This is a genomic window from Stutzerimonas chloritidismutans (genome assembly GCF_020783375.1).
Classification (GTDB): Bacteria; Pseudomonadota; Gammaproteobacteria; order Pseudomonadales; family Pseudomonadaceae; genus Stutzerimonas; species Stutzerimonas kunmingensis.
This window is the reverse complement of the sequence record NZ_CP086067.1, coordinates 1,764,469-1,783,836: the sequence shown is the minus strand read 5'-3', so window position 1 is coordinate 1,783,836 and position 19,368 is coordinate 1,764,469. Positions and strand designations below refer to the sequence as shown.

Sequence of the window (19,368 nt, the reverse complement as noted above, 5' to 3'; positions counted from 1 at the left end):
GTCGTCACCGTCATTACGGCCAGCCAGCGCTGCAGGCGCCGCAAACCGCTCTTGCTTCGACCGCCGATACGATCCTGCGTGCCATCAACCGCTGCAGCAGGGGAAAGCGCAGCGCTTCCGTCGCAAGCGCCGTTTGCTATGATGCCGCGCTGCACGGCGCGGTCCGTTGTAGCGCCTGGACCCGCGCGACAAACAAGCCGCGCCGGCACTGTCACCATGCCGGGCTTTCTGTACTTTTTTATATACGCCCCTACGCGAACGAGGATCGACCATGCTCTACGCCGTTATCGCCACAGACGCACCGAATTCCCTGCAGGACCGCCTCGCCACTCGCCCAGCCCACCTGGCACGCCTGGAGCAGCTGAAGAACGAAGGCCGCCTGGTTCTCGCCGGCCCGCACCCAGCCATCGACAGCAACGACCCGGGCGAAGCCGGGTTCAGCGGCAGTCTGGTAGTCGCCGAGTTCGATTCGCTGGAAGCCGCGCAGCAGTGGGCCGACGCCGATCCGTACAAGGCCGCCGGCGTATACGTGAACGTGGTGGTCAAGCCCTTCAAGAAAGTACTGCCCTGAGCCGACACAGCAGGGAATAGCCCGGCCGCTGGCAGCCCACGGCCTCGTAAGGAAATAGGAGTTCCGATGCGTCAACGATCGCTTGCCCTGCTGTTTGCCCTGACCCTGCTCACCCCGGCGCTGTATGCCGAGGAAGCAATAACGGAACCTGCTGCTCCGGTGACCGAGCCCGGCGACCCCGCCGAATACGACGAGCTTGACGCCGTAGCCGAGCCAGAGCCTGCCGGCCCGAGCACCGACACCACGGAGGCCTTGCTGCTGCGTCTGCGCGAGGAAAATCGCCGCTTGCGCCTGCAGTTGCAGACCGAGCAGGCAAAAGTGCTGCCCGCGATGTTGAACGAACAGCAACAGTGGTTCGCCGTCGGTGGTGCTGTCGGGGTCGTCAGTTTCACCCTGGGCCTGCTGGTCACGCGCGGTCGCCGTCGACGCCAGTGGCTCAACTGAGTACCTGAGCCGACATGAGTGAATTGCTGCTTATCGACGATGACGAAGAACTCTGCGAGCTGCTGATCAGCTGGCTCGCTCAGGAAGGTTTCGTCGCCCATGCCTGCCACGATGGCAACAGTGCACGCCAGGCGCTGGCGCAGCACCAGCCAGCCGCGGTGGTCCTGGACGTGATGCTGCCCGACGGCAGTGGCCTGGAGCTGCTCAAGCAACTGCGCAGTGAACATCCGGATCTGCCGGTGCTGATGCTGTCGGGTCGCGGCGAGCCACTGGATCGGATTCTCGGCCTCGAACTTGGCGCAGACGATTACCTGGCCAAGCCCTGCGACCCGCGCGAACTCACCGCACGCCTGCGTGCCGTGTTGCGCCGCAGCCAGCCGACCGCGACGCCCAGCCAGGTCGAGTTCGGCGATCTCTGCTACAGCCCGGCGCGCGGCGTGGCCAGCGTCGGCGGTCATGACGTCAGCCTGACGCTCTCCGAAGGCCGCATCCTCGAAACGCTACTCGCGCAACCAGGCGAGCCGATCGACAAGCAGACCCTTGCCCAGCACGCCCTGGGACGCAAGCTCACACTCTACGACCGCAGCCTCGACATGCACGTCAGCAACCTGCGGCGCAAGCTTGGTCCGCACGCCGACGGCAGCCCACGGATCGTCGCCCTGCGCAGCCGCGGCTATCTGTACGCGGTCTGATCGTCTTTACCGAGGCTTTACCCTGAGCTGACCGCCCTTGACCTTGCCCTGCGTAGACTGAACTCATCCGGTCACAGACCTGCCGCCAATGAGCAACGCGTCGGTATGGCCGGTTTCCCTACACAGGAGAGTTTTCACCATGCGCAAATCACTCGTAGCCCTGCTGTTCGCCGCTGCCGTTCCGACCCTCGCTTTCGCCATGCCTGGCGGTATGCACGACGGTCATCACGGCGGCAAGAACGCCCCGCACATGTTTCAGGACCTGGACCTGACAAAGGAACAGCAACGCGAAATGCGCAAGCTGATGGGCGAGCAGATGCGCCAGCGCCAGCAGATCACCCAGCGCTACCTCGACAAGCTGCCCGAAGCCGAGCGCAAGGCCATGCAGAACGATCTCGACGCCAGCCGCGAGAAGACCCACCAGAGCATGCGCGCGCTGCTCAAGCCCGAGCAGCACAAGGCCTTCGACGAAGGCATGAAGAAGATGGAAGAAAAGCGCGCCGAACGTGCCGAGTTCCTCAAATGGAAAGCGGACCGCGATCAGAAGAACTGATCTGCGCCCTTCCTGAAACCTGCCCGGCAGACTCCGCCAAGCGTTCAGAACGCCGGTGGGAGCTGCCGGGCTTTGCCGTGGAGAGACCCAGTGCGATCACTGTTCTGGCGCATACTCGCAACCTTCTGGCTGGCCATTGCACTGGTTGCCGGCCTGGCCATGCTACTCGGCCATGCGTTGAACCAGGACGCCTGGATTCTCGGCCGCCACCCGGCGCTGCAAGGTCTCGCCGAAACCTGGACCGAGGTCTACGAGCGCCAGGGCCCGCTGGCTGCACAGCGCCTGCTGGAACAGCACCGGCATCGTGCACGGGTCGATGTACAGGTGCTGGCGGAAAACGGCCAGCCAATCATCCGCGGCACCTTCCCTGCCCGTGCCGCCGCCTTCGAGGCGCGCCATCAGGATCGCGAGCGCCCACTGCCCTGGCGACGCCTCACCGCCGATTACACCAGCCCGACCAGCGGTGAAACCTATCTGTTCATCTACCGCATCCCCTATCCCGAACTGCAGGCCTGGCATCGCGGCAGCCTGGCCTGGCCGCTCAGCGCGCTGGGCATCGCACTGGTGGTGCTCACCGGCTTCAGCCTGCTTCTGACGCTGTCCATCACCCGCCCATTGGATCGCCTGCGCCGTGCCGTGCACGATCTGGGACAGACCAGCTATCAGCAGCAGTCCCTTGCCCGCCTGGCAACACGGCGCGACGAACTCGGCGTGCTGGCGAGCGATTTCAATCGCATGGGCGCACGGCTGCAGGCGCTGATCGGCAGTCAGCGCCAGTTATTGCGCGACGTATCCCATGAACTGCGCTCACCGCTGGCGCGCCTGCGCATTGCCCAGGCACTGGCCGAACGCGCCAGCCCGAGCGAACGCGAAGTGATCTGGCCGCGACTGGCCAAGGAATGCGATCGGCTGGAAGCGTTGATCAGCGAGATTCTCGAACTCTCGCGCCTGGATGCGGAACCCGGCACGACAACGGCCGTCGACCTGCCAGCAATGTTCGAACAACTGGAGGACAACGCCCGCATCGTCGCGCCTACCCAACGTATCGACAGCCGGGTCGAGCCAGGCCTGGCATTCACTGGCTGGACGGAAATGCTCGAACGTGCGCTGGACAATCTGTTGCGCAACGCCCTGCGCTTCAACCCCGAGGGCGTGCCCGTGGAGCTGCGCGCGCAGCGCGACGGTGACGAGCTGGTACTGAGTGTGCGCGACCATGGGCCAGGAGTCGCCGACGAACACCTGCCGCAACTGAGCCAACCCTTCTTCCGAGCGCCGGGACAAACGGCGGCCGGGCATGGCCTCGGATTGGCCATCGCCCGCCGTGCGGCCGAGCGCCACGGTGGGCAGCTGCAGCTGGCCAACCACCCCGATGGCGGCTTCATCGCGAGCCTGCGTCTGCCGTTGGCAAACGCAGCAGGCACGGTGTCAGAAATCCAGGCCCATCACTGACCTTTCCAGGCGCTGACGAAAGCCTCGGGCTCGAGCACCGGAGCGCTACGGATGCGGCCCTCCGGCGTGCCCAGGTACAGGAAGCCCAACAGACGTTCCTGCTCGGCCAGGCCCAGCCCCTTCATTACATGCGGGTCATAGGCGAACTCACCGGTGCGCCACACCGCGCCAATCCCCTGAGCATGGGCGGCCAACAGCAGACCATGCGCCGCGCAGCCGGCAGCCAGCAACTGTTCGCCTTCCGGGACTTTCGGGTGCGCCTTCGGACTGGCGATCACCACGATCAACATCGGCGCACGCAGCGGCATGTTGCGCGCCTTCTGCAGCGCTTCGTCCAAGGCATCGGTCTGCCGGGCCTGCAGAGCGTCGGCAAACAGCTCACCGAGCTTGCCGCGCGCATCGCCCTCGACGGTCAGGAAGCGCCAGGGGTGCAACTGTCCGTGATCCGGCGCACGCAAGGCTGCACGAAAAAGCAGATCGAGTTGATCGGCATCGGGTGCCGGCTCGCATAGGCGAGTGACAGATACACGGTTGAGCAACAGGTCCAGAGCGTCCATCCATTACCTCCTGAAAGGGTCGGACATTCTAGAGGGTGTTGGCGACGTACCGCGAGTGATGGCCGGCCGACAGCGCAAACAACGCGCCGGCCGGCGCTGGTGGCCTGTGCAGTGAGTTGGTTGAGGCAAGTTCGGACGAACATGGATCCGAGACAAGGCGCTGCTACGCAGTCATAGCGGGCTTATGGCAAGGAGCAGCAACACAGTATCGGGGCCATGGTCATCCGAAATTGACCAACCGAACTTACCAAACAGCCCATCAGGTCAAGCCACCCGATCCGGCGAGAGCTGCGGCTGCAGCGGCGGCACCAGCGGTGGCAGGCCGTGTGCCGCCCGCGCCGCGTCGCAATGCGCATTGTGCTCGCCGTTCTCCCACGACGCCTCAAATTCGCGGCAGGTGCTCGAACGCTGCTCGTACATGCTGCAGCGCACGCCGCAACCGACATCGCCCAGCAGTCCGACGCAGCGCGCAGGCTTGCTCTCGGTCCCGAGCATGGCCACATGAAACGGCGAAACCTGAACCGTCAGCTGGTCCGGCACCGCACCGCCGGCAGAAACGCATTCACCAAAATAGAAGGACACACGAAAGTACGCGCAGCAGGCGCCGCACGTGAGGCAGGGATTGTCGATTGACATGGAAGGTGAACACCCAGAGACCGGAAATGGGCCGGCGCCCGGGCGGCTATTCTATTCATGGCGCTGCGCTTGGGAAGAGGCTCCGCGGCTGCCGAGAAAACATTTTTCTACCAGCCGTCGGGCGGTTTACTGGCGGAGCGACGCGAGTAGAATGTCCGCCCTCTTTCACCGTGCCGAGCACCCTCTACATGGCCCTGCCGACCTTACGCATCATCGGTTTCATCCTCGGCATTTTCCTGATCACCCTGGCCGTCAGCATGATCATTCCGATGCTGACCCTGCTGGCATTCGAACGCACCGATGACCTGCAGGCATTCATCTGGGGCAGTCTGATCACCTTTTCCTGCGGCTTCGCCCTTGTCGCACCGGGTAGACCGGCCAACACCAACCTGCGGCCGCGCGACATGTACTTCCTGACCACGATCAGCTGGGTGGTGGTCTGCTGTTTCGCCGCCTTGCCGCTGATGCTGATTCAGCACATCAGCTATTCGGACGCCTTCTTCGAAACCATGTCCGGTATCACCACGACTGGCGCCACCGTGCTCTCGGGACTGGATAGCGCATCGCCCGGGCTGCTGATGTGGCGCTCGCTGCTGCACTGGCTGGGTGGCATCGGCTTCATCGGCATGGCGATCGCGATTCTGCCGCTGCTGCGCGTCGGTGGCATGAGGCTGTTCCAGACCGAGTCCTCGGACTGGTCGGAGAAGGTGATGCCGCGCTCGCACGTGGCCGGGCAGTACCTGCTGGTCATCTACGTGACATTTACCGTCGCCGCGTTTCTGGCCTTCCTGTTGACCGGCATGAGCATGTTCGATGCCATCAACCATGCGATGTCGACCGTCGCCACTGGCGGCTTTTCCACCTCCGATGCATCGATGGGCAAGTTCGGGCCGTCCGCGCACTGGGTCGCGGTATTCTTCATGCTGCTCGGCAGCCTGCCGTTCACCCTGTACGTGATGACGCTGCGAGGCCATCGCACGGCGCTGCTCAAGGATCAGCAGGTGCGAGGCTTCGTCCTGATGCTCACCATCACCAGCGTGCTGTTCAGCGGCTGGTATTGGCTGAACAATGACATTCCGGCGCTGGATGCACTGCGCATCGTGACCTTCAGCGTGGTTTCCGTGGTTACCACGACCGGTTTCGCGGTGGATGACTACACCCAGTGGGGCGGTTTCGCCGTCATGGCATTTTTCTACCTGACCTTCGTCGGCGGCTGCTCGGGCTCGACGTCGGGCGGGCTGAAGATGTTCCGCTTCCAGGTGGCCTACTCGCTGCTACGCGCCAACTTCAAGCAGCTGATTCACCCCCGCGCGGTAATCCGCCAGCAGTACAACGGGCACAATCTGGACGAAGAAATCGTTCGCTCGATCCTGACCTTTTCCTTCTTCATCACCATGACCATCGGCGTGCTGGCGCTGTGCCTGGCGCTGCTGGGCCTCGACCCGATCACCGCGCTCACGGGCGCGGCGACCGCGGTCTGCAACGTCGGCCCGGGGCTGGGCGAGATCATCGGGCCAGCCGGCAACTTCTCCACACTGCCCGACACGGCAAAATGGCTGCTGTCGATCGGCATGCTGCTGGGACGCCTGGAGATCATCACGGTGCTGGTGCTGCTGACCCCGGCCTTCTGGCGCCACTGACTCAGGCCGCGGCGCCGGAGCCGCGCTTGAACAGCCGGCCGCCAAGCGTAACCAACGCAAACACCACGCCGCCGGCGATGATGCCGAATGCGGCGTCGAGCAGCGTCGGCAACAGGCCTCCGAGTACCGCTCCGATATAGGGCAGTCCGAGCGCTTCGTGGGTGCTGTTCTCGATGAAATGATGCACGGCGCGTATACCGTGGGTGAGGATGCCGCCGCCCACCATGAACATTGCAGCGGTGCCGATGACCGACAGCGACTTCATCAGCCACGGCGCGACGCTCAGAATGCCGCGCCCGATGGCGCTGGCCACACCGCTGGCCCGCTTGCTCAGGGCCAGACCAAGATCGTCGAGTTTGACGATGGCGGCTACCAGCCCGTAGACGCCGATCGTCATCAGGATGGCGATGCCCACCAGAACCATGACCTGCTGACTGAACGACGCGGCGGCGACCGTGCCGAGGGTGATGGCGATGATTTCGGCGGAGAGGATGAAGTCGGTACGCACCGCGCCGCTGATCTTTTTCTTCTCGAACGCCACCATGTCCACGGACGGGTCGGCGAGCGCCTTCACCGTCTCCGCGTGATCGCTGTCATCGCTATGAAGAAAGCGGTGCGCCAGCTTCTCGAACCCCTCGTAACAGAGAAAGGCGCCGCCGAGCATCAACAGCGGTGTGATTGCCCAGGGCAGAAAGGCACTGATCAGCAACGCAGCGGGGACCAGGATCGCCTTGTTGCGAAACGAGCCCTTGGCCACTGCCCACACCACAGGCAGTTCCCGGTCGGCATTCACCCCGGTCACCTGCTGCGCATTGAGTGCCAGATCGTCGCCCAGTACGCCAGCGGTCTTCTTGGCCGCCACCTTGGTCATGAGCGAGACGTCGTCGAGTACGGTCGCAATATCGTCTATTAACGCGAGCAGGCTGGTGGCCAATTGGGTAACTCCATCATGGAACGGCGCATATAAGTAACCGATCTGCTCTAGCTAAGGCTATGTGGGCTTTCACAGGTTCCTACTGGCGTGAGCGCGCGGCCAGACGGTATTCGCCGGGCGTGACGCCGAACCAGCGCTTGAACGCCCGGTAGAAATTGCTCGGATCGGCGAAGCCAAGCAGATAGGCGATTTCCAGCGGCGCCAGGTCCGGCTGGGCGAGGTGCTGCACCGCCAGATCGCGACGCGTATCGTCGAGCAATTGCTGGAAGCTGCTGCCCTCCTCCTGCAGACGCCGCTGCAGGGTGCGCTCCGACAGGCACAGCGCCTGCGCCACGACTTCGCGCCTGGGCTCGCCCTGCGGGAGCAATCGACAGAGTATCTGCCGCGCGCGATGCATAACTTTGCTGTCGGAGAAGCGCGAGAGGTACTCACCGGCGAAACGATCATGCAATTGCGCCAGCGCTTCATTGGCGGTCGGCAACGGCATTTCCACATCCTCTTCGCGAAACAGCAACGCGTAGCGAGGTGCGTCGAAGCGCAAAGGCGCCTGGAACAGCTGCCGATAGGGCTCCAGATCATCCGGCGGTTGGCCCTGAAAGCTGACTTCCAGCGGCAGCAACGGCGTTCCTGTGAGCCAGCGGCAGAATGTCAGGCAGCCTGCCAGGGAGCCTTCGGCACTTTGCCTAGCTGGCGGCAAGCGGTCGCCGATTATCGTCAGACTCAACCGATAGCCCTGTGCGCAGGGCTGGAAATCCAGATCGGCACCCTCGGCGATGATCCGCTGGCGCACCAATCTGGCGAAGCCTTCCTTGAGATTGCGGCTGGACATCAGCGCATAGCCGACCACGTTCAGCGCAGCCGGCCGCGCCTGGCGCGCCATGTTCAGGCCAATGGCGGGGTCACCGGAAACCACCACCGCGCGTTGCCAAAGGCGCGTCATGTCATCCTGGGCAAAGCGCGCGTCGGGGTCGTCCAGAGCGGCATAGTCCAGATGCAGCTCAATGAACAACTGGCGGCAATCGATCCCGGCGGATTCCAGGGCCTGGACGATACTCAGCGCCCAGCTCGAGGAAGTGGTGCGTTCGGTCATGGGGTTTTCTTGTTCTTCGATAGGTGGGGCAGCTGCGCCTAAGGCTACTAAACTGGCCCTGATTGTCACTGACACGCAAGGTTAGCGATGACTAGTCTGTGCGCGACAATAACAGGAGGTACGCCATGAGTACGCAAACCGCCGAACGCTTCAGCCGCTTTGCCGATTTCTATCCGTTCTATCTCGCCGAGCACAGCAACCCCACCTGCCGTCGCCTGCACTTCGTCGGTAGCCTGCTGGTGCTTGGCATACTTGGCTACGCACTCCTTACCCAGCAGTGGCTCTGGTTGCTGGCGATGCCGGTGGCCGGTTATGGCTTCGCCTGGGTCGGCCACTTCATCTTCGAGAAGAACCGGCCGGCAACATTCCAGTATCCGCTCTACAGCTTTCTCGGCGACTGGGTGATGTTCAAGGACATGCTGACGGGCCGGATTCGCTTCTGAGCCTGATGACAGCGGCTATCCGACCGGTGCCATCATTGTTTTCATCCTCTGGTTTGGCGATGCGGCGTTGCTTGGTTATGATCTGACGGCTTTCGCGCGGGCCGGCCATCGCCGAGCTGGCCCCGTGATCGCGAGGCTGTCGCTGATGTGCTCGAAAGCTGTCGCCTTCGCAGGGTGACCCGTCGATCGAGCCTGGCGTCAGTCTGCAAGGCGCGAGAGAACGGCGTCGAAAAAACTACCAGGGATCGTACGCACACATGACTTCCACTCCGGTTGAGCGCCGCAATGGCCTCGCCACTCGCCCGTTGCGCGAGTACTACTCCCGCGTGCTCGCCTACCTGATCTGCGCCGCCACGCTTGCAGCTGGTACCTACACCCAGTATTTCTCGATGGACCTGCTGTGGATGGTGCCGTACGCCCTGCTCTATCCGCACCTGGCCTATCACCTGAGCTATCGCTTCAAGCGCGATCATCCCGAGCGCACAGCGCAGGTTCTGCTCTGCCTGGATGCCTTGAACGCCGGTGGCGGCATATTGCTGCTCGGTTTTTCGATCGTGCCCAGCCTGATGTTTCTGCTGACACTCAGCTTCAGCGCGCTGGTGAGCGGCAGCCTGCGCAACCTCGCCATCTCGCTGATCTGCGTGGGTGTCGGGGTCGGCCTGGCATCTCTCGTCGTGCCCCTGAGCTACCGCGGTACCACACCGCCACTGGTTTCTCTGGTGAGCATCCTGTTCACGACCTTTTACATATGCGCCACCGCCTACTTCGTGCACCAGCAGGGCCAGCGCCTCGCCCAGGCGCGCAAGGAGATCGAAACTGAGCAGGCCAAGGCCGCGCGCCTGGCACGCAACCTCGCCAAATACCTCTCGCCCCAGGTATGGGAGTCGATCTTCACTGGCAAACGCAGCGTTCGCCTGGAAACCCAGCGCAAGCGGCTCACCGTGTTCTTCTCCGACATCAAGGGATTCACCGAGCTGGCCGAGGAACTGGAGGCCGAGGCCCTTACCGACCTGCTCAACAACTACCTAAACGAGATGTCGAAGATTGCCCTGAAGTACGGTGGCACCATCGACAAGTTCGTCGGCGACTGCGTGATGGTGTTCTTCGGTGACCCTTCCAGCCAGGGTGCCAAGAAAGACGCGGTGGCAGCGGTTTCCATGGCCATCGCCATGCGCAAACACATGAAGGTGCTGCGCCAGCAATGGCGCTCACAGGGCATTACCAAACCCATGGAAATCCGCATGGGCATCAACACCGGTTATTGCACGGTGGGCAACTTCGGTGCCGATACGCGCATGGACTACACCATCATCGGGCGCGAAGTGAACCTGGCCAGCCGTCTTGAAAGCGCCGCCGAGGCCAGCGAGATCCTGATCTCCCACGAAACCTATTCGCTGATCAAAGACGTCATCATGTGCCGCGACAAGGGCCAGATCGCGGTCAAGGGTTTCTCCCGCCCGGTGCAGATCTACCAGGTGGTGGACTTCCGCCGCGACCTTGGCGCCACCTGCAGTTTCGTCGAGCACGAACTCCCCGGCTTCTCCATGTACCTGGACACTAACGGCGTGCAGAACTTCGACAAGGAGCGCGTGATTCAGGCACTGCAGCAAGCGGCCGAGAAACTTCGCGACAAGGTCATCCTCTGATTCTCTGACCGCTAGCGGCCAGCCGTCGACCAACCGAATCTGGCCAAGTGGTCTGTTCGGTAAGTTCAGTTGGTCAATTTCGGCGCCCAAGGCCCCCGATACGGTGTTGCAGCTCCTCGCCATAGTCCGCTATAACTCGTCGCCGCGCCTTGTCTCGGAGCCATGTTCACCCGAACTAGCCTCAACCAACTCACCGCACAGACCACTGGTCAGCGGGCCTGCTTCGGGACAGCCGCCAGATGCTATCGCTGCGCAACTACCATCACCACCTCATCGCCCATAGCCACGAACATCCGCAACTGGTATTCGGCTTGAAAGGGCTGCTGGAGTTCGAGATTGCCGGGCGCGGCAGCCGCGTCGGCGAGCAGAGTCTCGCGGTAATTCCGTCCGCCACTCACCATGCCTGTGCCAGTGTCACCGGCAGTCACTGCCTGGTGCTCGATCTCCCGTCGGAGAGCTGGGTTCGTCAGCGCTTGGGCCACCACACCGAACCCAGCCTGCGTCTGATCGATCGACCGGATACCGTGCGCCTGAACGCAAGCCAGCAGCGCCTGGTCGCCTGGCTGGCGCACAGCCCGATCAATGATCCATTGATTGCCGAACAGGGCGCCGTACTACTGCTCGCCAGTCTGGCCAGTGGACAACATATCCACCATGACCAACACGCGCTGCCGGTCGCCGCTATCGACGCCTTCATCGATCAGCATCTATCCCACCCGCTTCAGGTTGCCGACCTGGCCCGCATCGCCGGGTTGTCGGTGGCCGGTCTGCACGCGCGCTTTCTTCGCGAGACGGGCCGAACGCCGATGGAACACGTACGCCAGCGCCGCTTGCAGCATGCCGAGGCGCTGTTGCACGACACCCGCCTGCCAATCGGCGAGATCGCCGCGCAGGTGGGCTATGCCTCGCAAAGCGCCTTTACCGCCGCACTGGTTCGCGCACGAGGCTGCACACCGCGCGCACTGCGACGCGAGCTGCGCGACAAAACCGGTGACTGACGCGACAGACACACTCCAAGCCACGGCCTAGCATGGTCCTGATTCGCAAGGTTCAGGTAGCCATGACCCTACTCATCCGTTCACACCACACCGCACGCACACACCACTCGCTCGGGTGGTTCGTTCCATGACGCCGCGCAACGCCCTGCTGGCCATCCATCTCGGCGCGCTGATGTTCGGCCTGTCCGGCGTGCTCGGAAAACTGGCCGAAAGCTCGGCGCTGATCATCACCTTTGGTCGTGCACTGTTCGCCGTGTTGGCCCTGCTGCTGGTGGCGCAGTTGCTGCGACCCAGCGGGGCGACGCCAAACTGGCGGCAGCGTGGCGGTCTGGCCTTGGGCGGGCTGTTGCTGGGTGCGCACTGGTTAACGTTCTTCATCGCAGTGAAGATCGCTGGCGTCGGCATTGCAACCCTGGGCTTTGCCAGCTTCCCCGCCTTCACCGTGCTGCTCGAAGGCCTGTTGTTCCGCGAACGCACCCGCGCCATCGAGTTCGCCATGGTCGGGCTGGTCTGTGCCGGCCTGCTGCTTGTCGCGCCGGCGTTCGATCTCAGCAGCGGACCGACTGCAGGATTGCTCTACGGTGTGCTTTCCGGCCTGCTGTTCGCGTTCCTGTCGCTGCTCAACCGTGCCGTCACCCGCGGCCTCGATCCGGTTCGCTCGGCGCTCTGGCAGAACCTGGCGATCCTCGCAGCCCTGCTGCCATTCTGCTGGTCGGCGATACCTGCGATACCCGCGCAGGACTGGCTCTGGCTGGCTCTGCTCGGCGTGCTCTGCACCGGACTCGCGCACAGCCTGTTCGTCGCTAGCCTGCGGGTCCTGAAGGCGCGTACGACGTCGGTGATCTTCGCTCTCGAACCGGTCTACGGCATTGCCTTCGCCTGGTGGCTGTTCGGCGAGCAGCCAACACTGCGCATGCTGCTCGGCGGCGCCTTGATCATCATCGCCAGCGTGGTTACCAGCCGCTTGAAAAGCCCGCCGAGTGTCGTTCCGAAACTGGCCAGCTGACGCTCAGCGGTCGTTATGCCCCAACGAGCGCTGCGGGTCGATGCGATCACGCACGCGCTGCTTGAGCTCCTTCGCCTCGGGAAAACCGCCGTCGAGCTTGCGCTCCCAGATCTGCACGCCATCGCAGCTGATATGGAAGGTGCCGCCTGTGGCGGGCACCAGACAGACGCGGCCCAGGTCATCGGCGAAGGTCGACAGCAGCTCCTGTGCGAGCCAGGCAGCACGCAGCAGCCACTGGCACTGGGTGCAATAGGTGATGACGATTTCCGGTTTGCTTGCGGTCATTCGTGACAGCTCCGAAGGGGATACGGCGGCCTATAATAGCCGCCTTCTCCTCCCTTCCCCGGTTCAGCCATGCTCCGCCTGTTCGTTTCCCTGCTGATGCTGTTAGCCCTGCCGCCGCTGTTCGCCGAGCCGGCTCAGCCGAAGACCGGGCTCGTCCTGTCTGGCGGTGCGGCGCGCGGGCTGGCTCATGTCGGCGTGCTCAAGGCGCTGGAAGAGCAAGGCGTACGCATCGACGCCATCGCCGGCACCAGCATGGGCGCGGTGGTCGGCGGGTTATACGCAGCAGGCTACAGCGTTGCGGAACTCGAGCGCCTGGCATTGACCCTCGACTGGCAGCAAGTGCTGTCCGACGATCCGCCGCGCCAGGACATCCCCTACCGCCGCAAACAGGATGACCGTGATTTCCTCATCAAGCAGAAGCTCAGCTTCCGCGACGACGGCAGCCTCGGCCTGCCGCTGGGCGTGATTCAAGGGCAGAACCTCGCGCTGCTGCTCGAGCGCCTGCTGGTGCACGCCAGCGACACCCGCGACTTCGACCAGCTGCCGATCCCCTTCCGCGCGGTGGCCACGGATATTGCCAACGATGAAAAGGTGGTCTTTCGCAGCGGCCACCTGCCCCAGGTGATTCGCGCCAGCATGTCGATTCCGGCCGTGTTCGCACCGGTGGAGCTGGACGGCCGCCTGCTGGTGGATGGCGGCATGGTCGACAACATCCCGATGGACGTGGCGCGCGACATGGGCGTCGACCGCCTGATCGTGGTGGACATCGGCACGCCGCTCAAGCCGCGCAAGGAATTGCTGACAGTGGTCGACGTGCTCAACCAGACCACCACCATGATGACCCGCCGCAACTCCGAAGCGCAGCTGGCCACCCTGCAGTCGCAGGACCTTCTGATCCAGCCGCCATTGGCCGCATACGGCTCCACCGACTTCGCCCGCGCCGAACAGCTGGTCGATGCCGGCTACCGTGCCACATTGGCTCTGGAGGGACGTCTTGCCGAAATGCGCATCACCACCGGTGGCAATCCGGCACTGAGCCTTGCGCGCTCCAGCGACCCTCGAACACCGGTCATCACCGCCATTAGGGTGGAGAACGACTCGAAGGTCAGCGATGCGGTGATCCGCCGGCATGTCCGCCAGCCACTCGGTGAACCGCTGGATCTGGAGGACCTGCAGAAGGACATGGGCACCCTCTATGGCCTGGACTACTTCGAGCGCGTGGAATATCGCGTTCAACGCGGCAAGCTCGGCAATACGTTGGTCATCAACGCCCGCGAGAAGCGCACCGGCACCGATTACCTGCGACTGGGCCTGAGCCTGTCCGACGACTTCCGCGGCGACAGCGTATTCAACCTCGGTGCGAGTTATCGGAAGAACGGCATCAACGAACTAGGTGCCGAGTGGCTAACCCGCCTGCAGCTGGGTGATCGGCAGGAACTCTACAGCGAGTTCTACCAGCCGCTGGATGCCGGCTCGCGCTGGTTCGTCGCACCGAATCTGTTCGTCGAGGCGCAGAACGTCGAGTCCATTCTCGACAACGATCCGATTGCCGAGTACCGCCTGCAACGCTACGGCTACGGTCTCAATCTCGGCAGACAGATCGCCAACAATGGCGAGATCCGCTTTGGAATCGGCCAGGCCTGGGGTGAGGCCGATGTGCGAATCGGCGAACAGGATCTACCCGACTTCAGCTTTACCGAGGGCTACTACGAGCTGCAGTACTCGTTCGACACCCTCGACAACATCGACTTTCCCCGCGAAGGCGAGGATATCCGCCTGACCATGCGGCAGTACGACCCCAGCCTGAGTTCGGACCAGCGTTATCGCCAGTGGCACCTCAAGCTGGACAAGGCACTCAGTCACGGTGCCAACACCTGGGTGCTCGGGGGGCGCTACGGTCGCACGCTGGATGACGCGGAAGTGGTGACGTCGAGCTTTCTGCTTGGCGGCGCGCGTCAGCTGTCGGGCTTCCGTCAGGATGCCCTGGCCGGCCAGAACGTCAGCCTGGCGCGCATGGTGTACTACCGTCGCGTGACGCCGCGAGCGTTTCAGCCGCTGGACTTCCCGCTCTATCTCGGTGGATCACTGGAGCGCGGTCGCGCCTGGAATGCCGACAATGCCTTCGACAGCGGCTATATCAACGCCGCGAGCATCTTTCTCGGCTACGACACGCCACTGGGGCCACTGAACTTCGGCTACGGCTTCAATGACGAGGATGAACAGGCGCTGTACATGAATCTGGGGCGCAGCTTCTAAACCGGCGTGCCCGGCCTGGATCAGCGCCGGTCGAGATTGGCCAGGATCCGTGCATGCACCTGCTGGCACTTGCGCAGATCCTCCTCGTCGATCCCGGCAAAGGCTTCCTGACGCACCTGTGTGGAAATAGCCTCGATCTTCTCGATCAGCGGCCGTGCCGGCGCACCCAGGGAAATGCGTTTGGCCCGGCGATCCTCTGCAGACGCCTTGCGATGCACCAGCCCCTGCGCTTCGAGACTATCGAGCAAGCGGGCCAGCGTCGGCCCTTCAACGGCAACGCTTTGGGCCAGCTCGCGCTGGGTGGGTTCGTGGTCGAAACGGGCCAGGTGCAACAGCACCAGCCAGCGTGCCTGCGAGAGTCCGAGATCAGCCAAGCGTCGATCCAGTTCAGCGCGCCAGCCACGAGAAAGTTGCGCCAATTGCATGGCAAAGCGATGTTGCTCGGCGTACATGTACGGCCATTCCTGCAAAAACTAATTATTAGTGAGCTAACCACAGCTCCGGAAAGCAGGCAAGACGACCTTCGATCCCTGATCGAGCGACAGAAGTCGTAATGATGGCACGGCGGGCGTTGCAGCCCGGCAGACACCCGCTGTCGCAGCAGCTTCCGACCGAGCTGCAGGGATGCACCTGGTTACAATTCGAACTCGACCTGCAGTGCGGCACGCACGCAATAAAGCACCTGTTCGGGTACCCGCCCAGCGAACTGCTCGGCCACGGCGCTCACCGGTGGCAGCTCGCCCTCGCCGTCGAGAAAGGCCTCCTGGATTTCCCCGAGCAGATCCTCGGGCAGATCCAGCGCCTGTTCCAGGCTCAGCTGTTGCAGACCGATGGCTTCGGCGAGCATCGCGTAGACGTTCTTCTCACTGCAGTCGAGCTGACGCGCGATCTGTGCAGGGGTCATGCCGGCGCGCGCCAGCGTGATCAATTCGTGTCGTATATCGGCAGGTGACTTGGCCACTTCGACGCTGCCTTGCAGAACCTCCAGGAAGGCCTGACCGTAGCGCTCCAGCTTGCGCGCGCCGACACCGCTGATGGTGGCCATGTCCGACAGCGAGGCCGGCTGGCTGCGTAGCATCTCCAGCAGCGTGGCATCCGGGAAAATCACATACGGCGGCACACCGTGTTCTTCGGCCAGTTTGCGGCGCAAGGTGCGCAGCGCTTCCCAGGTTTCCCGTTCCTCGCTGCGCACCAGCTGGCTGGCGGCACTGGCTGCTGGCTTCGGTGCCTTGCTGGTCAGATCACGGCGAAGTTCGAGGTTCACCTCTCCACGCAGTAACGGCCGGCAGCTGTCACTCAGACGCAGCCCACCGAAACCATCCAGGTCGACGTCCGCCAGCCCGCGCGCCACCAGCTGGCGAAACAGCGAACGCCACTCGGCCTCAGCCAGCGCCTTGCCCATACCGAACACGGACAGATGCTGATGGCCCAGGCCGCGGACCTTGTCATTGTCACGCCCGAGGAGGATGTCCACCAGATGGCCGACGCCGTAACGCTGGCCGCTGCGGTAGATCGCCGATAGCGCCTGACGGGCGGGCTCGGTGGCATTCCAGGTCTGCACGCCATCGACGCAGTTGTCGCAGTGACCGCAGGGGTTGGGCAGCTCTTCATCGAAATACGCGAGCAGCGCCTGGCGCCGGCAGCGGGTTTCCTCGCAAAGCGCCAGCATGGCATCGAGCTTGTGCTGCTCGACCCGCTTGTGCCGCTCATCACCCTCTGAGTTGTTGAGCATCTGCTTGAGGAAGATCACATCCTGCAGGCCATAGGCCATCCAGGCGTCGGCAGGCAGCCCGTCGCGCCCTGCCCGTCCGGTTTCCTGATAGTAGGCTTCCAGCGACTTGGGCAGATCAAGGTGGGCGACGAAGCGCACGTTGGGCTTGTCGATCCCCATGCCGAAGGCGATGGTCGCGACCATGATCAGGCCTTCCTCGTTGAGGAAACGCTTCTGGTGATAGGCGCGCAGCTCGTTGGGCAGGCCCGCGTGGTAAGGCAGTGCCGGAAAGCCCTGCTCGCTGAGGAACGCAGCCAGGTCATCGACCTTCTTGCGCGACATGCAATAGACAATGCCGGCATCGCCGCGGCGTTCGGCTAGAAAACCCAGCAACTGCTTGCGCGGCTGCTCCTTGGGCACGATGCGATAGAAGATGTTCGGTCGGTCGAAGCTGGAGAGAAACCGTTCGGCGTTCTCCAGATGCAGGCGCTGGACGATTTCTTCCCGCGTCCGCTTGTCCGCCGTCGCGGTCAGCGCAATACGCGGCACGCCAGGAAACAGTTCGGCCAGCTGGCCCAGCTGCATGTACTCGGGACGGAAGTCGTGCCCCCACTGGGAGACGCAATGGGCCTCGTCGATGGCAAACAGGGCGATCTCCAGCCGCTGCAGGAACGCCAGCATGCGGGGCTGAACCAGTCGCTCAGGCGCGAGATAGAGCATCTTGATCTCGTTGCGCCGGATGCGCTCAGCGATCTCGCGCTGCTCATCGGCGCTCAGCGTCGAGTTGAGCGCAACGGCCGAGACGCCCAGCTCGTCGAGTGTCGCGACCTGGTCGTCCATCAGCGCGATCAGCGGCGAAACCACCACCGCCAGTCCTTCGCGCAAGAGCGCCGGAACCTGGTAGCACAGGGACTTGCCGCCGCCGGTCGGCATCAGTACCAGCGCATCGCCGCCACTGCCGACACGCTCGATGATCGCGCCCTGGTTGCCACGAAACGCGTCGTAGCCGAATACGTCTTTAAGGATGCGCTGTGCCTGGTCGAGCATGCCGGTCTCCGAAACAAGGCGCGCAGTATACGCGAGCGAACCATGGAGTTCAGGATCGCGCGGACAATACGGACGAGGCGTCATCCGAAGGCACGAGTAGCCTGCGCCCCGCGCCTCGTCTAGAATCCGGGTTGTCTTCCAGCCCCCAAGGTAGTTCCCGATGTCATTCGCCGAGCAACTCGCCCGCCTGCAAGTCTTTCTTGATGCAGATGACCTGCACGAGGAAGCACTGGATTACATCGCCGCCCATGGCTACCTGACCGCACTGTGCATCTGCTCCGAACAGGTGCCTGAGCGTGAATGGATCGACGCGCTGTTCTCCGAACCACCCAAATACAAGGACGACACCGAGCGCGAAGCCATCGAGGCCACGCTGGTTCAGCTCAAGGCACATATTGCTCGCCAGCTGGCCAGTGACGAGGACATGGAACTGCCGTGCGAACTGGACCTGGGTGAAGAGCCGGACGAATCCGATCTGCGCGGTTGGTGCATCGGCTTCATGGAAGGCGTGTTCATGCGCGAGGCGATCTGGTTTGAGGACTCCGAAGAGGAAGTCAGCGAGCTGCTGCTGCCGATCATGGTCGGTTCGGGCCTGTTCGACGAGCAACCGGAATTCGCCGATATCGCCGACAACCCCGAGCTGGTCGATGAAATGGTGGCGCAGATCCCCGAGCTACTGACGGCCCTCTACCTGATCTGCCATGCCCCCGAGGAAAAGCCAGCCCTGCTCAAGCCGCGTCGCCACTGACCGGCTGCGACGTGGCCAAGCGTCAAGGTGGGCGTCACGCCCACCTGCACGGTGCGACTGCCGGCGCGGCGCCCCACTGCCGGACCTGTCCCGCTGGCTATCACCACAGAAGGGAAAGGCATTGTTCTGCACATTTCGATGCCCATCGCGAATATCTGACGACGCTGACGTGAGCCAGCCGCGCACAGATCGCAGCGAATCGAAGAACCGGGCTGACTAGTACCATGGCCCATCGCGATATCCGGCAGCATCGCAACCCTCTGATCCGATCGATCCTGCTCGGCGTCGGCTGGCTGGCCGTTGTGCTGGGCGTCGTCGGCATCTTCCTGCCCGTCCTGCCGACCACGCCATTCCTGCTGCTGGCCGCGGCCTGTTTCGTGCGCAGCTCGCAACGTTTCTATGACTGGCTGGTAGGCCACCCACGGCTCGGTCCGTGGTTTCGTGACTACCTGGAAGGGAACGGTATTCCGCGCAAGGGCAAGGTATACGCCATCGCCACCATGTGGATAAGCATCGGCATATCCTGCTGGCTGGTGCCACTGATGTGGGCCCGTATCGGGATGCTACTAAGCGCGACGCTGGTGACGCTCTACATCCTCAGGCAGAAAACATTGCCGGTCAGCAATGACACTGGTGTCAGGTAAATCAGCTCCGCACGGCCA

General features: G+C 63.3%; 20 protein-coding genes. 13 read left to right on the top strand and 7 right to left on the bottom strand.

Annotated features, from left to right (window positions below; all coding sequences use genetic code 11):
• Positions 1-271: 271 nt before the first annotated feature.
• The 5 genes from LLJ08_RS08395 (at position 272) to LLJ08_RS08375 (ending at position 3,709) form a co-directional block, all read left to right on the top strand.
• Complete coding sequence (locus LLJ08_RS08395) at positions 272-571, top strand: YciI family protein (RefSeq protein ID WP_003294265.1); 300 nt, start codon at positions 272-274, stop codon at positions 569-571.
• A 66-nt stretch (positions 572-637) separates the two neighbouring features.
• Positions 638-1,015 (top strand): SH3 domain-containing protein, encoded by a 378-nt coding sequence (locus tag LLJ08_RS08390; RefSeq protein ID WP_228208668.1) that lies wholly within the window; start codon positions 638-640, stop codon positions 1,013-1,015.
• Between the two features lie 14 nt (positions 1,016-1,029).
• Complete coding sequence (locus LLJ08_RS08385) at positions 1,030-1,707, top strand: response regulator transcription factor (protein WP_014820751.1); 678 nt, start codon at positions 1,030-1,032, stop codon at positions 1,705-1,707.
• A gap of 139 nt (positions 1,708-1,846) precedes the next feature.
• Entirely contained in the window at positions 1,847-2,260 is a 414-nt protein-coding gene (locus LLJ08_RS08380) for a Spy/CpxP family protein refolding chaperone (RefSeq protein ID WP_014820752.1), read from the top strand.
• Positions 2,261-2,350: 90 nt separating this feature from the next.
• Positions 2,351-3,709: a sensor histidine kinase gene (locus tag LLJ08_RS08375; RefSeq protein ID WP_228208667.1), complete on the top strand. Its 1,359-nt coding sequence runs from the start codon at positions 2,351-2,353 to the stop codon at positions 3,707-3,709.
• On the opposite strand, the gene LLJ08_RS08370 is transcribed toward LLJ08_RS08375, so the two are convergent.
• Both LLJ08_RS08370 and LLJ08_RS08365 read right to left on the bottom strand, forming a co-directional pair.
• Positions 3,703-4,266 carry an NAD(P)H nitroreductase gene (locus LLJ08_RS08370; protein ID WP_228208666.1) on the bottom strand — a complete coding sequence of 188 codons (564 nt, stop codon included), beginning with the start codon at positions 4,264-4,266 and terminating at the stop codon, positions 3,703-3,705. The two genes, LLJ08_RS08375 and LLJ08_RS08370, sit on opposite strands and share 7 nt — an antisense overlap.
• A 264-nt stretch (positions 4,267-4,530) precedes the next feature.
• Entirely contained in the window at positions 4,531-4,902 is a 372-nt protein-coding gene (locus LLJ08_RS08365) for a YkgJ family cysteine cluster protein (protein ID WP_003300645.1), read from the bottom strand.
• A gap of 188 nt (positions 4,903-5,090) precedes the next feature.
• On the opposite strand from LLJ08_RS08365, the gene LLJ08_RS08360 reads away from it, so the two are divergent.
• The gene (locus LLJ08_RS08360) at positions 5,091-6,542 is read left to right on the top strand and encodes a TrkH family potassium uptake protein (RefSeq protein ID WP_014820755.1); all 1,452 of its coding nucleotides are present in this window, start codon (positions 5,091-5,093) and stop codon (positions 6,540-6,542) included.
• 1 nt (position 6,543) lies between these two features.
• Here LLJ08_RS08360 and LLJ08_RS08355 read toward each other — a convergent pair whose 3' ends face one another.
• Positions 6,544-7,476: a DUF808 domain-containing protein gene (locus LLJ08_RS08355; RefSeq protein ID WP_228208665.1), complete on the bottom strand. Its 933-nt coding sequence runs from the start codon at positions 7,474-7,476 to the stop codon at positions 6,544-6,546.
• 79 nt (positions 7,477-7,555) lie between these two features.
• Positions 7,556-8,566 carry an AraC family transcriptional regulator gene (locus LLJ08_RS08350; RefSeq protein WP_228208664.1) on the bottom strand — a complete coding sequence of 337 codons (1,011 nt, stop codon included), beginning with the start codon at positions 8,564-8,566 and terminating at the stop codon, positions 7,556-7,558.
• Positions 8,567-8,691: 125 nt separating this feature from the next.
• Here LLJ08_RS08350 and LLJ08_RS08345 point away from each other — a divergent pair, with 125 nt between their 5' ends.
• The 4 genes from LLJ08_RS08345 (at position 8,692) to LLJ08_RS08330 (ending at position 12,659) form a co-directional block, all read left to right on the top strand.
• The gene (locus LLJ08_RS08345) at positions 8,692-9,009 is read left to right on the top strand and encodes an Mpo1-like protein (RefSeq protein ID WP_003300651.1); all 318 of its coding nucleotides are present in this window, start codon (positions 8,692-8,694) and stop codon (positions 9,007-9,009) included.
• A 257-nt stretch (positions 9,010-9,266) separates the two neighbouring features.
• Entirely contained in the window at positions 9,267-10,655 is a 1,389-nt protein-coding gene (locus tag LLJ08_RS08340; RefSeq protein WP_228208663.1) for an adenylate/guanylate cyclase domain-containing protein, read from the top strand.
• Positions 10,656-10,894: 239 nt separating this feature from the next.
• Positions 10,895-11,653 (top strand): AraC family transcriptional regulator, encoded by a 759-nt coding sequence (locus tag LLJ08_RS08335; protein WP_042926882.1) that lies wholly within the window; start codon positions 10,895-10,897, stop codon positions 11,651-11,653.
• A gap of 127 nt (positions 11,654-11,780) precedes the next feature.
• Positions 11,781-12,659, top strand: a complete 879-nt coding sequence (locus LLJ08_RS08330) for a DMT family transporter (protein WP_044314181.1) — start codon at positions 11,781-11,783, stop codon at positions 12,657-12,659.
• Positions 12,660-12,662: 3 nt separating this feature from the next.
• On the opposite strand, the gene LLJ08_RS08325 is transcribed toward LLJ08_RS08330, so the two are convergent.
• The gene (locus LLJ08_RS08325) at positions 12,663-12,944 is read right to left on the bottom strand and encodes an Rdx family protein (RefSeq protein ID WP_003300657.1); all 282 of its coding nucleotides are present in this window, start codon (positions 12,942-12,944) and stop codon (positions 12,663-12,665) included.
• 69 nt (positions 12,945-13,013) lie between these two features.
• Between LLJ08_RS08325 and LLJ08_RS08320 the strand changes: the two genes are divergently transcribed.
• Positions 13,014-15,200, top strand: coding sequence for a patatin-like phospholipase family protein (locus tag LLJ08_RS08320; RefSeq protein ID WP_228208662.1), 2,187 nt, complete (start codon positions 13,014-13,016; stop codon positions 15,198-15,200).
• A 20-nt stretch (positions 15,201-15,220) separates the two neighbouring features.
• On the opposite strand, the gene LLJ08_RS08315 is transcribed toward LLJ08_RS08320, so the two are convergent.
• Positions 15,221-15,652, bottom strand: a complete 432-nt coding sequence (locus LLJ08_RS08315; RefSeq protein ID WP_014820763.1) for a MarR family transcriptional regulator — start codon at positions 15,650-15,652, stop codon at positions 15,221-15,223.
• Positions 15,653-15,834: 182 nt separating this feature from the next.
• Positions 15,835-17,958 carry a DNA helicase RecQ gene (recQ, locus tag LLJ08_RS08310; protein ID WP_228208661.1) on the bottom strand — a complete coding sequence of 708 codons (2,124 nt, stop codon included), beginning with the start codon at positions 17,956-17,958 and terminating at the stop codon, positions 15,835-15,837.
• A gap of 160 nt (positions 17,959-18,118) precedes the next feature.
• Between recQ and LLJ08_RS08305 the strand changes: the two genes are divergently transcribed.
• Together LLJ08_RS08305 and LLJ08_RS08300 are read left to right on the top strand one after the other, a co-directional pair.
• The gene (locus tag LLJ08_RS08305) at positions 18,119-18,706 is read left to right on the top strand and encodes a UPF0149 family protein (protein ID WP_023445117.1); all 588 of its coding nucleotides are present in this window, start codon (positions 18,119-18,121) and stop codon (positions 18,704-18,706) included.
• A gap of 224 nt (positions 18,707-18,930) precedes the next feature.
• Complete coding sequence (locus LLJ08_RS08300) at positions 18,931-19,350, top strand: YbaN family protein (protein ID WP_228208660.1); 420 nt, start codon at positions 18,931-18,933, stop codon at positions 19,348-19,350.
• Positions 19,351-19,368 lie beyond the last annotated feature (18 nt).